Genomic DNA, 16,586 nt, shown 5'->3' on the forward strand with positions numbered 1-16,586 from the left:
CATTTGATCTTTCCTTCGTTCAATGCTTTTGTTTCTGATTCTGAAAGGCTTAAATTATCAATACTTTCATCACCCTGTTTGTAATAAGCACTTGAATATTTTTGTTCGCCCGGCAGATCTTTTTCCTTTTGTTTAAGAACAGATTCCCAGTTTAGTGTAATGTGTTGTTGAGTAGGTGCTACCACATCCTGCATACCTGTTGTTGCAATCGTCAGTCCTACATTGTAACTCTCGCCTTTCAGGCTATAGATATAGTCTATGTATTTTCCTTCAGAATGAGTTAACCTCATCGTCAATGATGAAGAATCAGATTTAGCAACGCTTAATGACTTGCCGGATGGAACAAAATAGAGATCGTTTGTATTAATATTCTGTCCTGCAGATCCAAAGATCAAACCGAACTTATTTCCTGCACCTTCGAACATGATCAAAGGCTCCTGTGTATAGGTTTTAAAGTTCTTCAACTCTACTGAGGCAATTCTTCCGCCTCTCGGACTGATTCTAACCTTTAAGAATTCATTTTCAAGGATAACAGGTTCATTACTTCCTGACTGAGCCGCCCCGAACGGACCGGATTTTATTAGGGTTGAATCAATTGCCGGTGCTGTAACAACTTTTGCAGTATCGGGCAAAGCTACTGCCGGTGCAGCTTCATTTTTTGTTACCCTTGCTAGAGAATCCTGAGTTTGTTTGGCTTTTTCTCTTTTGATATCTTCATCAGAGGGTTGCATCAGATAAGTTGACCCAACTAATATGATTAATATCAAAAAGAGTCCTGTGAAAGTATTTCTATCCATTATTTTTTAGGCTTTATTGCTAAAATGCTTTACCTCTTTTTAGAGTAGCTTAAAGCGGCGGCGACAAAGTTAACAAAAAGTGGATGAGGATTATCAACTGTTGATTTTAATTCAGGGTGAAATTGGCCACCAATAAAAAATGGGTGGTCTTTTAATTCTACTATTTCAACCAGATTGTTTTCAGGATTGATACCTGATGCGATCATTCCTGCTTTTTCAAATTGTTGTAAATAGGAATTGTTGAACTCATAGCGGTGACGGTGACGTTCAGTAATACGACTCTTTCCGTAAATTGCAGCTGATTTGCTTCCTTTTTTCAGATCACATGTATAAGAACCCAGTCGCATTGTCCCGCCCTTATTTTTAATCTTTTTCTGTTCTTCCATCATTGAGATTACCGGATCTTTAGTATTCTCGTTCATCTCAATACTGTGCGCGTCCTTAAGCCCCAGAACATTGCGGGCAAATTCAATCACAGCACATTGCATACCCAGACAGATTCCAAAGAAAGGAATCTGATGCTCTCTGACATATTTGATGGCTTCAATTTTACCTTCAATACCACGACTCCCAAATCCCGGAGCAACCAAAACTCCATCAAGCCCTTTTAGTTTTTCAGCAACATTTTCTGCGCTGATATTTTCAGAGTGTATTGACTTCACTCTTACTTTACATTCATTTTTTGCACCAGCATGAATAAATGCCTCGGTTATCGATTTATAGGCATCAGGAAGTTCAACATATTTTCCTACCAACCCAATATTAATTTCTGCAGTCGGATTTTTAAGTCTGCCCAGGAAATCTTTCCAGTTTTCCAGATCAGGTTCGTTTTTATTTGGGAGCTTTAATTTGCTCAGAACGGTTTTGTCAAGCTGCTCTTTAAGCATTAAAAGTGGTACATCATAAATGGTTGATGCATCGATAGACTCAATAACCGCATTGATATTTACATTGCAGAAAAGTGCTATTTTCTTTCGTAATTCCTGTGGAATATGATGTTCGGTACGGCAAACTAAAATGTCAGGCTGAATTCCATATTCAAGTAACATCTTAACAGAGTGCTGTGTGGGTTTGGTTTTTAACTCACCTGCAGCGGCCAGATATGGAATTAGTGTAAGGTGGATGACCAAAGAATTACTCGAACCAAGTTCCCAACGTAACTGACGCACAGCTTCAATGAAAGGAAGCGATTCGATATCGCCAACAGTTCCTCCCAGTTCCGTAATTACAATATCATAATCACCTGTTTCGCCCAATATTTTCATATTGCGCTTGATCTCATCGGTGATGTGTGGAACTACCTGTACTGTTTTACCCAGATATGCTCCTTCACGTTCCTTGTTGATCACATTCTGGTAAATTCTACCGGTAGTAATATTGTTAGCCTTTGAAGTTGGAACATTCAGAAAGCGCTCATAATGACCCAGATCAAGATCTGTTTCAGCACCATCTTCAGTTACATAACATTCGCCATGTTCATAAGGGTTCAAAGTTCCCGGATCGATATTGATATAAGGATCGAACTTTTGGATGGTTACCCGGTAACCTCTTGATTGAAGAAGTTTAGCCAGAGAAGCGGAAATAATACCTTTTCCTAACGACGAAGTAACGCCGCCCGTAACAAAAATGTATTTGGTCATGATATCTGAAGGATTTGCTAAGAATGCTTTATTATTTGATTGGTTTTAAACCTTGTCTCAACTAATAAAAAACATCGTTTTGTACGGGATTCAAAAGTAGGATATTTTTTGATAATTATATTATTTGTTGAGAAATTGGGTGGTGTTAATAAGTGGATTTAATTGACAGTTGACAGTTGACAGTTGATAATTAAGAGATTGTCGTAAAATACAACTACCCGTCAACTGTCCATTGTCAACTGTCAACTGTCCATTGTCAATTCTTTTACCTATTTTTGCGTTTATTTAAATATTAATATTTCATCTTGACATTCAGCGATTTCAATTTTGATCCTCAGTTATTTGAAGGACTTCAAAGTATGGGTTATGTTAAACCCACCCCAATTCAATCTCAGGCAATTCCACTTATTCTCGATCATAAAGATCTTATCGCTTGTGCCCAAACCGGTACCGGTAAGACAGCATCCTATCTCTTACCAGTTCTGCAGCATATCAGTATTTCTGAAAAGAAATATACCAAAGCACTGATTCTGGCTCCTACAAGGGAACTGGCACAACAAATTGATCAGCAGGTTGAAGGCCTGGCCTATTTTGCAGGTATTAGTTCCATAGCCGTATATGGCGGGGGAGATGGTATGATTTACGAACAACAACGTAGGGCAATGATGGATGGGGTTGATATTGTGATTGCTACCCCGGGACGATTAATTGCCCATCTGGCATCGGGTGTAATTAAGTTGGATCATCTTCAGTATCTGGTTTTGGATGAAGCTGATCGCATGCTTGATATGGGATTCTATGAAGATATTTTAAGGATCATCAGTAATCTGCCAAAAGAAAGACAGACTTTGCTTTTTTCGGCTACGATGCCTCCAAAGATCAGAACACTCGCAAATACAATATTAAAGAATCCTGAGCAGATCAATATTGCATTATCACAACCTGCTGCGGGTATTTCCCAACAGGTTTACATGGTTTATGATAATCAAAAGATAAAACTAATCAGCACCCTTCTTAAAGGCGGAGAATACAAAAGTGTCCTTATTTTTTGTTCAAGAAAGGAAACTGTAAAAGACCTTAACAGAACCCTTAGAAAAGAGGGAATCAAATCAGAAGCTTTCCATTCTGATCTGGAGCAGGAACAACGTGAAACAGTCCTGAGAGCCTTTAAAAGCAGAACATTGCCCGTGATTATTGGTACTGATGTATTGAGCAGGGGAATAGATGTGGAGGGAATCAGTCTTGTCATTAATTTCGACGTTCCACCTGATCCGGAAGATTACATTCACCGTATAGGAAGAACGGCCAGAGCAGAAACTACTGGTACTGCCATAACATTTGTGAACGAAAAAGACCAGCGCAAATTTTCCTTCATTGAAAACCTGATTGGCCGGGAAATACCAAGAATGACTTTGCCTGAAGAATTAGGGGAAGGACCTGTTTATAGTCCGGGAATGAAGAGACCATCAGGCGGTGGAAATAACCGTAATGGCAGGAATAAGAAAAAGGTATGGGTTAACAGAAAACAGGCATAGTTCAGATTTTTTCTGGATTGGTAATTTTCAAAATGATTCTGCTTAATTTTGTATTAAATTATACCTGTAATGCATGTTCTGGAAAATGAATTCCTGTCTGTAGGTATCCTTAATAAAGGAGCTGAGTTATGTTCTATATCCAATAAAATTAATGGCCTGGAATACTTGTGGCAGGCTGAACCATCAATCTGGGCATTCCATGCACCCAACCTGTTTCCGGTAGTTGGAAACTGTATTAATAATCAGATTCAAATTGACGGAATAAAATATCCAATGCAAAGACATGGTTTTGCAAGGCATTCCGAATTTGTTTTATCAGAGAGTTCAGCTGCTCATGCTGTTTTTACTCTTGATTATTCTGAAAACACTTTAGCTGTATATCCCTATAAATTCTCATTCCAGGTATTTTATCAATTACAGGATACCGAGATTACTATTGTTTACAAAGTGATTAATAAGGATAATAAACCTATCTTCTTTTCCATTGGTGCACATCCAGCTTTCAATATTCCATTTTCTAAGGATGGAGCATATGACGATTATTATATTGAATTTGATCAGGATGAAGTATTAGTTAAACACCTCTTTAATGATACAGGTTTTTTTACAGGTAAAACAGAACAGGTATACCTGGACAATAGGAGACTGAACCTTAGTAAAGAATTATTCAGCGATGGTGCGCTCGTATTCAAAGAACTACTTTCTAAAGAAGTACTGATCAGAAATCATCAATCACCCAATTTTGTATCTGTTTCCTATGAAGATTTTAGTTCATTGGGGATATGGGCGGCTCCTGATGCACCATTCGTTTGCATCGAACCCTGGCTAGGATATGCCGATAGCGCTGGTGAACTCAGGGAGTTTTCACAAAAGGACGGAATTCAAAAACTGGAAACGTCTAAAGTTTTTGAATGCAGTTTTACAATTGGGATAAATTAGGTTTTAGTGGAGGTTCTCGCTTTTGCGAGAACCGATAATTATCGGTTGACAGGCGTTGTTTGTGGGTGAGGAGATTAAAGTCCACTTATATCCCATTTTGCAAGATTTGTTAGTGGAGGTTCTCGCTTTCGCGAGATCCGATAGCTATCGGATGACAAGCGTTGTTTATGGGTGAGGAGATTCCAGCCTTCGCTGGAATCGAACTGCTAAAACCGATAATAAATACTGTAGAGATTTTAATGATTTTTTATCTTTTTAAATGCCTGGAAAGGGGCATGAGAAAATAAATTTATCAAAAAGAAACCTCTATTGGCATGATCTTGCTGTGGCTTAGTTCTTTAAATTAGTAGGTAGCCTAATCCGATTCCAGCGAAGGCTGGAATCCCCCGTATATCCCACCTGATTTGTCATTCCAGCGAAAGCTGGAACCTCCCAACTCTTAAATAATGACATAGAGCGCACCCGTATCGCGTGTGTTTGTTCATTTAATTCATGAAACGCAGGGCAGGTGTGCACCAGCAACTCCGGGCTGCCCTTCCCTATGAAACACAGCTCCGGGTAAAATAAACCTTGCCGGAGTAAGTAGCTTCCGGCTAGTCGTAATTTTAAATCCAACGCGATTTCTTGCCGGAACTACTACGGAGGAAAGGGCTGAACTAGCCTATAACACACTGGTATTGCTTTCCAAAATCAAATATTTGGCTCCAAAGCCTTATCCGGATAATTATAACCCTATTTTATAATCAAGCTCATGTTGAAATCAAAACAATTTTAATCCTATACTAAATATAGCTCCTAAATGCCTAAAACACAACAAGGAATTCCGCTGGTTTTGAAACAAATAATCCAAATAATCTTATTCCTTTTTCGATAACCTTTGCCTGTCCTGCTTCCTGCTTTCACGGATCATGTCCTTCATATTATCCATCTCCGGACCTTCTTTAAGGGCTTTCCAGTCACATTTCTCATCAAAGGGATCAAGAGCTTTCTGAGGGTCAAAAAATCGGCTGTCGGCAGGTATGGCCTTATAAGGTGTGAAATCAGGAACATCAGTAAACATATCTGCCAGGTCGCTGGCACCAGCGTCATATTGGTTGAGGTAGGGAATGCCTAAAATATTCCAGAAGGTTTTAAATATACTTCCAAAGCTCGTGTGAGTATGACTTGAGTAGTTTTTTCGGGTATAAGGCGAGATCACCATCAGGACACTCCTGTGAGCATCAACATGATCAACGCCATTTTGGGCATCATCTTCTGTAATGATGATCAGCATATTTTTCCAGTAGGGTGTGTTGGATAAGAATTCAACAATCCGGCCTACAGCAAGATCATTATCAGCCATATAGCTCTCTCTGAAAGGATAACCCGCTTCCGGGCGTTCTGCTGCACCATGATCATTAGGAAGTATAACAGTCAAAACAGAAGGCATTGCCTCTTTACCAATTCCCCATTTTTCATTAAACTCCTTTTCAAAAACACTTACCCTGAATTGATCAGGAATGGCCATGTTATAGGTCGGGTAGGTGTATGATGTGCGCGCAAACAAAGGTTTAGGCATTGGATAATTAGCGAGGTGTTTTATTCCGCCGTATTTGTAATGATCCTTATAATCGCCAGGCTCGAACATTACCCCAAAGCCGAAGTTAAAGTAGCTTATCTTATTTCTTGCCATATGCTCCCACATAGAACCGGCCTCATTATAATCTTCCGGATAAATTGCACCTGCCGAACCGTTAATCCCAAGATTTCCGGGTGCATTCGAATCACTGCGATACGTTCGGTTTGAGCCATATCCTGCAGCAGTTGTTGCCTCAACCCATTGGTTGGGATAGGTGTTTACAAGCCAGCGATGTCCGTCGGCAGATACATCAGCATCAACATAGAAGTTATCACTAAATGAAAAAGTTCTTGCAAGTTTCAGATGATTGGGCATTACCGAAGCCGATTCAACTGTAGCGGTACCTTTACTGTTACTGAATGTTACACCTTCTCCATATCTTGCAATAGAAGGATCGCCATTTCCGTTTTTTAGCTGACCAAAAACTTCATCATAAGTTCGGTTCTCCTTAGAAATGAACACAATATGTTTAATTGGGGAATCTTTTTGTCCGGGGAAAAGAGGAACAGGATTATTACTTCTCCAGGAAAAGGAAGAATCGGATGCCTTTCTGATCATGAAATTGTTCTCAATGACTTTCCTGGTTAACTCTCCCAAATCCTTATCATCAGGGATGTCACAAACCTGTACTGAACCAAACATCAGACTACCGATATATGAACCTGCGGGTCCACTTTTAAAGGTTTCCCCTCCATTTGGACCACTTCCGAATCCTTTAGCATTAGAGATGATCAGTTTTTTGTTATCGGGCGATACTTTTAATTTTGCAGGGAACCACCCGGCAGGAATATGTCCAATAACTTTTAACGTAGGAACGTCAATAACGGCTATGGCATTAATTCCTGACTCAGCAACGTAAACCCGCTTTTCATCCGGTGAAACTGCAAGTCCGAAAGGAATAATTCCTCTTATCTTGCTTAAACGTTCTTCAGGGGCAAGTTTAATATGGTTTACAATCTTTTGTTTCCGGCTGTCGAGTACCGTAATATTATCATTGTTCCCGTTGCTGATGAATACATAATTTCCGGCAATAACTATCGAGTTAGGACTTGAACCCCCAACTGCAGGAATTCCATCAACCATTTGCCCTATCATGTTCCCTGTCTTTATCTTTGCAATTACAACCGGTTTAAGCGGATCTTTGACCTGTAAAGCCCATACTGAAAATGCTTTCTCCGACTGCACAGTGCCAAGTCCCGGGACCTGAACAGAATCAGTCTCAATTCCTTTTTCAGCTTCAGGTGTATCATAGGCAAAAGCGGGAGCATCTATTGAACCCCTTTTCCAGATACCGTTTACTTTCTTCCTGATATAACTGTATTCAAACATGCCTACATTGGCTACATAGACTGTTTTTTCATCTTTTGAAAGGCTTATTCCAAATGGGTAACGCCCAACAGGAGTTGAAGAAATCAATTTTTCCTGGAGCAGGTCTATCGTGATCATTCTGAAACCAATCTGATCTACTGCATAAAGATAGCGCCCATCCTTCGAACCGACCATATCACCAATATATCCATGTGAATAATCAAATTGGCTGTTTTTAAAACTGCAATTGATCGCTCCTAAAGCTTTTCCACTTGCAATATCAAATTTGTAAACTTTATTGCTTTGCCCGCCTGCAACATAGACTACTTTATTATCCGGCGAGATCACCAAACCCATAAATGCAGATTCAAGAATTCCGGTATCGCCCTTGGGGTTTTCTGGTATCTGGGTGATTTGTGGGTTATCTGAAAGAATATTTTTTAAAATACTAATTGAGATAGGGCTGGTTCCTGAATTTGCTGTGATTGCAATGTTTCCATCACTACTTATCGCAAGTCCGTAGGGGTGAGGGGCAACCATATGGGTTTTTCCCAGCGGACTTATACACCGGCCATTAGGAATAACAGTCTTGCCTTCCTTTTTGATTGTCACATATTCATCTCCGGCAGGCGCAGAAATTATATAATCTCTTTGCTGGGCAAATAAGATATTAGTTAAACAAACAATCAATAATGAAGTAAAGGCTGTTTTTAAAATATATTTGAAACAGGCTCCGGTAAATTTGGATTTCATAAATCTTTATTTGGAATGCAAAATATAAAAAATCATTTGTCTGACTTGAGTATCAAACGGACAAGATACTGATCCATATCGTCCTCATAGATCATTTCACACTCCCATCCGCCTTTTTCTGCTATTGCATTTAAGGTCTCGAAATCAACATATAACCACTTAAACCAATTTCCTTTAACTTTTTGATATTCATATTGATATGATATTTCACCGTAATAATTACTGGATATAAATTCATCAGGTTTATAGAGGTAAGCAATATCAGATGAATCGAAAATAAGCTGTCCTCCGGGCATTAATAAATCTTTTATATAGTCCAGAAAATAGCGCAGACCAGGTATGTCTTTGCAGAGCCCGATACCATTCATTAGCAACAATATGGTATCATATTTTTCAGAATCATATTGCAGTATATCTGTATTAATAACCTTTTTAACACCCCTGTGTTTCATTATTTCACAGGCTTTTGAAGAGATTTCCAGTGCAGTAACATCAATTCCCTTAGACTGCAGAATCAGTGCATGACTGCCAACTCCTGCACCAATATCGAGGGTCTTTCCCCTGCACATATCCATTGCAATGATCTCCATTTCGGGCATATCTGCCTCAGGTCTGAAGAAAATATCAACAGGCATATCTTCGGGATGCCCGTAGCTGTTGTACAGCCAGAGTTTACTCTTTAATTTGCCCCGGTACTGATCCAATAATGCCTGTCCGTAGATATCCATTTATATTATGTCACAGAATCAATTCGATAAAATTGATTCTTAATCCTGACTTCGTCAATTTTTTCTAATATTGGATAAAAATACTCCTTATGAATTGTTCTAAATTAATTTTTATTGAATTTTCATAAGATTATGTTTCTGTTAATTGTTTAGCTTATCAATTTATTTGAAATACTAATAAAATTAGTAAATTGCTTAATAAATTTCCAGAGGATAAAAATCATAAATTGAATATTTAACCGGAATATATGTCAACAGAAGTAAAATGCCCATCCTGCGGTCACTCGTTTCCACTTGAGGAAGCCATTGGTAAGGAATATGAACAGGAATTGCGGGATAAGATGATTGCCTGGCAGAAGAAGAAGGATGAGGAATTTCTCAGGAAGGAAGAGGATTTTAAGGTTCAGCAAAAAGCGCTTTCTGTTAAGTTTGAACAGCAGCTGGCACAGGAAAAAATCAATCTTGAAGAAGCGGTTCGAAAAAGTATTGCTGTTGATTTTGAGAACAAACTGAACTTTTTAGAGAATGCTAATAAAGAAAATCAGGAAAAATTAAAGCTGGCAGGGCAGAAGGAGCTGGAGTTTTTAAAGAAGGAGCAGGAACTTAAAACGAGAGCGGAAGAGATGGAGATCGAGATTCAGCGGAAAATGCAGGCCGAGCGGAATCAGATTGTTGAACAGATCAAGAAGCAGGAACTTGAAAAAAATCAGTTGAAGGAAACTGAACATCAATTGCGGATAAAGGAATTTGAGAAGCAATTGGAAGATCAGAAGAAGCTGGTAGATGAAATGCGCCGCAAAGCCGAACAAGGCTCTATGCAGCTACAGGGAGAGGTTCAGGAATTGATTCTTGAGGAAGTGTTGAGGGTTACATTCCCATTCGACCAGATAGGAGAAGTAGGTAAGGGAGTTCGTGGAGCAGATTGTATCCAGGTGGTCAGGAATAAATTTGGCCAGGATTGCGGTAAGATTATTTATGAAAGTAAACGCACCAAAGATTTTGCGAACGACTGGATAGATAAACTTAAAAAAGACATGCGTAAAGAGGGAGTTGATGTTGCAGTAATTGTAACCCAAACTTATCCTAAAGGCATGAACTGTTTTGGAGAGCGGGATGGTGTCTGGATCTGTTCTTTTGAGGAAGTAAAGGCTGTGGCCTATGTTTTAAGAGATGGTATTCTGAGACTTTATAATTCTTCCAAATCTCAGGAAAACCGTGGTGATAAAATGCATATGCTTTATGATTATCTGACCGGGACTGAATTCTCAGAACAATGGAAAGCCATTCGTGAAGGTTATATGAGTATGCGCTTATCCATCCACCGGGAGCGTGATGCGATGGAGAAAATGTGGAAAATGCGCGAAAAGCAACTGGATAAGGTCTTGCTGAATGCATCAAGTATTAAGGGTTCTATTGAAGGGATTGCCGGGGCTGATACGATTTCGCTGAGTTTAACGGGTGAGGAGGAAGATCCTTTGCTGCTAGAGTAGGATGTTTTTTAAGTTATAGATTTTAATATCTCAATACTCAATACTAACTACTCAATACTAACCACTACCTTTGCATTTCAAAATAAAAAATCTGTTTGCATGGTCTTGTTAGAGAAATTAAAGCTGAGTAAGCCCTTGGTCAGAGCGATGACTGATGCGGGTTATTTAGGTCCCAAAGAAATTCAGCTTAAAACGATGTCGCGCATTCTGGGTGGACAGGATGTGATTTCAGTAGCACCTGAAGGTTCGGGGAAGACAACAGCCTATGTTCTTGGATCGTTAATGCGCTTAAAATACGGCCTGGAGGAAGCACCACGCGCTTTGGTTCTGGTTCCGGATAAAGATCATGTATTAGCTGTCGTTGAGCGGTTTGAACTGTTAAACAGGAATCAGACCATCCGGATAGTGGGATTATATTCAGAAGGAGGGATGGAGTCGCAGATGGATGCTCTTGCAGATGGGGCTGATATTGTGGTTGCCACTCCCGACAGGGCAAGGGCAATTTACCTCAAACTCGGATTGAATCTGAACAAGATTATCATGTTCATTGTCGATGATGCCGCAGAGATCGTTAAACGTGGGATGCAATTGCCTGTAGCAGAACTAGCCAGAAGTATTGTTAAATGCCAGCATCTGGTATTTACTGAGGTTCTGCATGATAAACTGCATCTTCTGATCGATCAGTTCATGAATCAGCCGGCTTTGATCGAAGTGAATGATCTGGGTGAACCTAAATTAGAGACTATTGATCAATTGCTTTATAAAGTACCTGATTTCAAGACAAAGGTAAATTTGCTCAATCTTCTCCTCAGGGATAAGGATGTTTTCAGTAAAGCAGTTGTGTTCGTCAATACCAGACTTACAGCAGAAAAAGTATTCAAGAGCCTTTTTAAATACCTCGACAAGGATATTGCGATTTATAAGCCATTATTCTTTGATCATCCCGGTTTTGATCTGATCGATGATTTTAAGCAAACAGATGATGCCAGAATATTGCTTATTGCAGATGATCTGAAAGAATCAATTCAGCTCGATGGAATCCCTTTTATTTTTCACCTTGAAATACCTGCAGATGTCGAGACATTTGTCGGCAGGATAGTCAAGAATAGTTCAAATGCTGAGAACGAACAAATGGCCCTCAGTTTTTCAACGGATATTGAACTTGCTTTGATTAAGAAGATTGAACTGGCTATTGGTAAGATTCTTCCAATTGCAGAGCTGCCTGAAGATCTTGTCATTGAAAAAGACAAACCCAAAAAGGCTGTCAAAACCACAAAGATCACTCAGGATACTGAAACACTGAGTGGAGCAGCTTTTCATCCCAAAAAGGAAAGTAATGCTAAAGATTATAATTACAGTTCGAGGGAAAAGGCGAAAATGAAATTTAAGAACAGATAATTTCAATCTGCGTTTCAAAAATCAATTTTATGAATAAAATTATCCTGGCATTTTTAATGGTATTATCCTGGATCTTTGCTTCTGATCTCAAAGCACAGAAGCATCCCCAAAAGATCCTGCTATTTTACAAGACCGCAGCCTACAAACATGCTTCCATTCCGGCAGGGATTGCTGCTATTACCAAACTAGGAAAGGAATTTAAATTTCAAACCGACACTAGTTCTGATGCAAGTCTGTTTACTGTTGAGAGCCTGAAAAAATACGATGCAGTAGTGTTTTTAAGCACCTCAGGGGATATGCTGGATAGTGTGCAGCAAAGATCATTTGAAAATTATATCCATGCTGGAGGTGGCTACATGGGTATTCATGGTGCCTCGGCCGGGGGATATAACTGGCCCTGGTATGGTAAACTCGTAGGAGCAATATTTAATGGCCACCCGGTACAACAGTTTGCTACTTTCAATGTACTTGACAGGAAAAACCGATCCACGAGACATCTTCCAAAAAAGTGGAATATTAAGGAAGAACTTTATAATTTTAAGAGTATCGGCAATGATATTAGAGTACTAATCAGTGTTGATGAAAGTACTTACAAAGGAGGAACCAATGGCTCTTTTCATCCAATGGCATGGTACCGCGAATTTGAGGGGGGAAGATCTTTTTATACAGCACTGGGTCATGCTGATGAAAAATATACAGACCCTTTGTTTCTTAAGCATATATTGGAAGGGATTCGGTATGCTATGGGAAGAAAGAGATTTACAAGTTGAAAGCTGACAGCCCAAAGCCCAAAGCAACAGTTTATCCATACTGATTCAAACGTCTTTGGCAATCGTTTTTATAATTTCTGCCGATAGGTAACTCCTTGCCATCTATCTCGATTTTACTGGAGTTAAAACTTTCAATCTTATTCATTGAAATAATAAAGGAACGGTGTATTCTCAGGAATTCGTCTTCAGGCAATAATTCTTCCAATATGCTGATCTTCTGTTTGGAGATTAATTCTCTGTCTGTTAAGACAACTTTTATGTAATCTTTCTGACTCTCGATCCACAAAATATCTTTAACATCTATTTTAACCATCTTTCTATCCACCTTGAGATAGAGATAAATATCCTGGTTTCTCGAAGGCATAATCCCGGTTTGAATATTCTGCCTTGAAGTAAATCCAAAATGCTCATAAACTTTCTCCATAGCTTTCAGGAAACGGTCAAAGGATACAGGTTTAAGCAAATAATCCAGGGCATTCAGTTCAAATCCTTCAACAGCATAATCATGGTATGCGGTTGTAAAAATTACTTTTGGAGGGTTTTTCAGACTTTTTAAAAGTTCTGTCCCAGTAAGTCCGGGCATCTTAACATCAAGAAACATCAAATCGGCTTTTTTTTGCTGCAGCGTATTAAATGCCTGTATGCCATCCCCGCATTTCGCAATGATCTCTATATCACTGAAATTCTTGAGATAGGTTTCAATGACCTCTATTGCAAGAGGTTCATCATCAACGATCACTGTTCTTATTTTCATGCGCTAAAAAACAATATGCTTATCCGTCTGTATCTCTAAAACTGCAAGAAACATATCCTGTTCATCAAATAGTTTGAGATCATAGGCATCAGGATATAAAATCTCAAGTCTCTTCTTTAGATTGGCAAGACCTATATTGCCTTTATTCTTTTCACTGTTATCAGAAATAGTTTCTGGTTTACTATTTGATATTTTAAGTTTTAAAATGTTACTTTTTACAGTCAGATCAATATTGATCCAGGCATCACCTACCTTTTCACCAGCACCGTGTTTAAAAGCATTTTCAACCAGTGGAAGCATCAGCAGCGGGGCAATTTCAATATTATCAACATTACCACTGATGCTTAGGTTTAATTCCAGCCGGTTATCATACCTTATCTTTTCGAGTGCTATATAACTTTCAATTAGTTCTATTTCGCGTTTTAAAGCGATTGAATCTGTATTACATTCATAAAGCATGTACCGTAAAATATCAGATAATCCCATTACGATAAATGGAGATTTCGGAGACATCTGTATTGTAAGTGAATACAGGTTATTGAGTGTATTGAACAGAAAATGCGGATGGATTTGTCCTTTCAGGAAGTTTAGTTCGGCTTCCATTGCAGCCTGCCGGCGTTCATACCACATCTTGAAAAACTTGATGCTTAATGCAATCCAAACAATCAGGTTTGAGCCTTTGATTGCATTGACAAAGTAGTAGGGTTTTTGAAGCTTTTCAAAAAAGTCACCTTCCATTTTATCCCAGGTGAATTTTATCCCAATTTCTTTTTGGATTTTAAACAGGTAAGGATCCACGAAGAAAATATCAATCAGACGTGTAAAAAATCCAGTGACCAGAATAAGGCCTATAAGTGATGCGAAAAATCGCAGATACTCCCTGGTGTATAAATATTTAGGAATTAAATAATAGGCAAGAAAATAGAAATAGCCAATATGTACAGGGAGATAGAAGAGGTTATTTCTTAAAGGAATCAGATAATTGGGTTTATCTGCTCCAAAATAAAAGGTGAGTAAGGCCAATGCAATGATCCAGAATATTAGATGCTCAATGATCCTCCTCAGTTTTGGCCTTACTAAGAGTCTGTGATAGAGATTCATACTCAAAAATACTTTTTTATTACATGCTGCAGAATGAGAGTGGATGATTATCGATGTAAAGTTCAATTCTGTCGATAAACGACCTCCGGCAGCGCTATTGGAATCTTTTTTGATGATAAGCGTCCTTTAACGATGATTTCGGACTGTTTAAATGAGTTCCTGGTGTCTGTGTCGGTATTTCTTTTTTCAAGATCGTTCGAAATACAATTTTGGATAAAATTTAAAATTATAAATGCGGCACGATTAAATAAGTATTAAACCCGAAAGGAAATTTTTGTTCTAATAATCAATTTATCCATCCCGCAGGTGGGGATCAATAAACAATAAAAATAAATGAAAATGAAAAAAATATTCACAGCAGCAGTTCTGTTCTGTTCAATTCAGGTTGGTATTGCTCAGGAAATCACAAGCGACAAATCAAAAGGAACATGGGTGGTTGAAAGCAATGTCCTGAGCCCTAAAATCCAGGTGATCAAATTCTATAATTCCAGAGAGGAATTGATTTATCAGGAAGAAGTTAAAAATAAAAGAATCAGGATTGAAAAGGAGAGGGTAAGGAAGTCTCTGGACAAGGCTCTGAATTACGCTCTTGTAAATGAGAAAGTACTGGAACGAGATAGTCTTACGGCATCTATAAGGCAGCTTAGAAGAGACAACCGATAGCTATCGGGTTGAAAATCACTAGTGTCCGGGGAATGCTTGAAATGAAATTTCATTATTTTAGGAGGTTCCAGCTTTCGCTGGAATGACAATCCGAAGGATGGAATAGGGAGATTCCGGCCTTCGCCGGAATCTGAGTGATATCATTACAGGGGCTTTTTGGGGCAAGCGATCCTGACGAATTCAGGATCTCCCCAATACTAAAAAAATGCATGTCATCCGATAGTATTGGATTCAGCGAAAGCTGGAACCTCATTTTGCTTATCCTAAAATTTTAGTAAAACAGCAGGCATGCTTTAAAAACGTTAATAAATTCCCATTTTAATTTATAGCTAGCGCATTTGGTTAGAAGTTTTATTTTAACCGGACATAAATGATTGAAATCTGATTGTTTTTTTACCTCATTATGGCACAATTGTGGCATGGAATCTTGTGTTTAGTGACACATTCCGGCTAAATTGATTGATATTTGTCGTGAAATTTGATACTTTGATTAAAGAGATATTTTCTCATGATAAGTGCAAATTAATCCGGTACCTGTATTGGTGCGATTTATCATAAAATTCCAATGAGTAAGAAGAAGATTGTAGTTGCAGTAACAGGAGCGAGTGGTTCAATTTATGCAAAAGTTCTATTTGATAAATTAAAGGATCTGAAGGATCAGATTTCCGAAATTGGTATCATCATGTCTGATAATGCCAAAGATGTCTGGTTACATGAACTCGGCAATAAGGACTATTCATCTTATAATTTCAGGTTTTATGAAAAACGTGATTTTATGGCTCCATTTGCTTCGGGATCTGCGGGTTTTGATACTATGATTGTATGTCCATGCTCTATGGGGACCCTGGGTCGCGTAGCCAGCGGTGTCTCTGATGATCTGATTACCCGTTCTGCGGATGTTATGCTTAAGGAAAGACGCAAATTAATCCTGCTGGTCAGGGAAACCCCATATAGCCTGATTCACATCAATAATATGAAAACTGTGACCGAAGCCGGAGGGATAATTTGTCCGGCAACTCCATCCTTTTACAGTCTTCCCAAAACTATTGAAGAAGTTGCCGCAACAGTGATTAACAGGGTGATAGATTTAGT

13 protein-coding genes are annotated in these 16,586 nt (G+C 38.8%); 7 read left to right on the forward strand and 6 right to left on the reverse strand.

All coding sequences use genetic code 11. From position 1 onward, the window contains the following. Positions 1-797: YidC/Oxa1 family insertase periplasmic-domain containing protein (locus tag VGE44_RS04525; protein WP_331076561.1), on the reverse strand; the 797-nt coding region annotated here is incomplete at its 3' end. 29 nt (positions 798-826) lie between these two features. After that, complete coding sequence (locus tag VGE44_RS04530) at positions 827-2,437, reverse strand: CTP synthase (RefSeq protein WP_331076562.1); 1,611 nt, start codon at positions 2,435-2,437, stop codon at positions 827-829. 305 nt (positions 2,438-2,742) lie between these two features. Here VGE44_RS04530 and VGE44_RS04535 point away from each other — a divergent pair, with 305 nt between their 5' ends. Then, positions 2,743-3,972, forward strand: coding sequence for a DEAD/DEAH box helicase (locus tag VGE44_RS04535; RefSeq protein WP_331076563.1), 1,230 nt, complete (start codon positions 2,743-2,745; stop codon positions 3,970-3,972). Positions 3,973-4,041: 69 nt separating this feature from the next. Beyond that, a complete protein-coding gene (locus tag VGE44_RS04540) occupies positions 4,042-4,911 on the forward strand; it encodes an aldose 1-epimerase family protein (protein ID WP_331076564.1) in 870 nt (289 codons plus the stop codon). Between the two features lie 856 nt (positions 4,912-5,767). Here VGE44_RS04540 and VGE44_RS04545 read toward each other — a convergent pair. Both VGE44_RS04545 and VGE44_RS04550 read right to left on the reverse strand, forming a co-directional pair. Continuing rightward, positions 5,768-8,590 (reverse strand): alkaline phosphatase family protein, encoded by a 2,823-nt coding sequence (locus VGE44_RS04545; RefSeq protein ID WP_331076565.1) that lies wholly within the window; start codon positions 8,588-8,590, stop codon positions 5,768-5,770. Positions 8,591-8,622: 32 nt separating this feature from the next. Then, a complete protein-coding gene (locus VGE44_RS04550) occupies positions 8,623-9,318 on the reverse strand; it encodes a class I SAM-dependent methyltransferase (protein ID WP_331076566.1) in 696 nt (231 codons plus the stop codon). A 248-nt stretch (positions 9,319-9,566) separates the two neighbouring features. On the opposite strand from VGE44_RS04550, the gene VGE44_RS04555 reads away from it, so the two are divergent. The 3 genes from VGE44_RS04555 (at position 9,567) to VGE44_RS04565 (ending at position 12,976) form a co-directional block, all read left to right on the forward strand. Beyond that, complete coding sequence (locus VGE44_RS04555) at positions 9,567-10,808, forward strand: DUF2130 domain-containing protein (protein WP_331076567.1); 1,242 nt, start codon at positions 9,567-9,569, stop codon at positions 10,806-10,808. Positions 10,809-10,913: 105 nt separating this feature from the next. Beyond that, positions 10,914-12,206 (forward strand): DEAD/DEAH box helicase, encoded by a 1,293-nt coding sequence (locus tag VGE44_RS04560; protein ID WP_414649282.1) that lies wholly within the window; start codon positions 10,914-10,916, stop codon positions 12,204-12,206. A gap of 29 nt (positions 12,207-12,235) precedes the next feature. Further along, a complete protein-coding gene (locus VGE44_RS04565; protein ID WP_331076569.1) occupies positions 12,236-12,976 on the forward strand; it encodes a ThuA domain-containing protein in 741 nt (246 codons plus the stop codon). Positions 12,977-13,007: 31 nt separating this feature from the next. On the opposite strand, the gene VGE44_RS04570 is transcribed toward VGE44_RS04565, so the two are convergent. Continuing rightward, on the reverse strand, positions 13,008-13,730 hold the full coding sequence (locus VGE44_RS04570; RefSeq protein WP_331076570.1) for a LytTR family DNA-binding domain-containing protein: 723 nt from the start codon (positions 13,728-13,730) through the stop codon (positions 13,008-13,010). Between the two features lie 3 nt (positions 13,731-13,733). Then, complete coding sequence (locus tag VGE44_RS04575) at positions 13,734-14,831, reverse strand: sensor histidine kinase (RefSeq protein ID WP_331076571.1); 1,098 nt, start codon at positions 14,829-14,831, stop codon at positions 13,734-13,736. 339 nt (positions 14,832-15,170) lie between these two features. On the opposite strand from VGE44_RS04575, the gene VGE44_RS04580 reads away from it, so the two are divergent. Both VGE44_RS04580 and VGE44_RS04585 read left to right on the forward strand, forming a co-directional pair. Then, positions 15,171-15,494 (forward strand): hypothetical protein, encoded by a 324-nt coding sequence (locus VGE44_RS04580; RefSeq protein ID WP_331076572.1) that lies wholly within the window; start codon positions 15,171-15,173, stop codon positions 15,492-15,494. A 565-nt stretch (positions 15,495-16,059) separates the two neighbouring features. Further along, on the forward strand, positions 16,060-16,586 hold a 527-nt coding region (locus tag VGE44_RS04585), incomplete at its 3' end, for a UbiX family flavin prenyltransferase (RefSeq protein WP_331076573.1).

Source organism: Daejeonella sp., assembly GCF_036405355.1.
Lineage (GTDB): Bacteria > Bacteroidota > Bacteroidia > Sphingobacteriales > Sphingobacteriaceae > Daejeonella.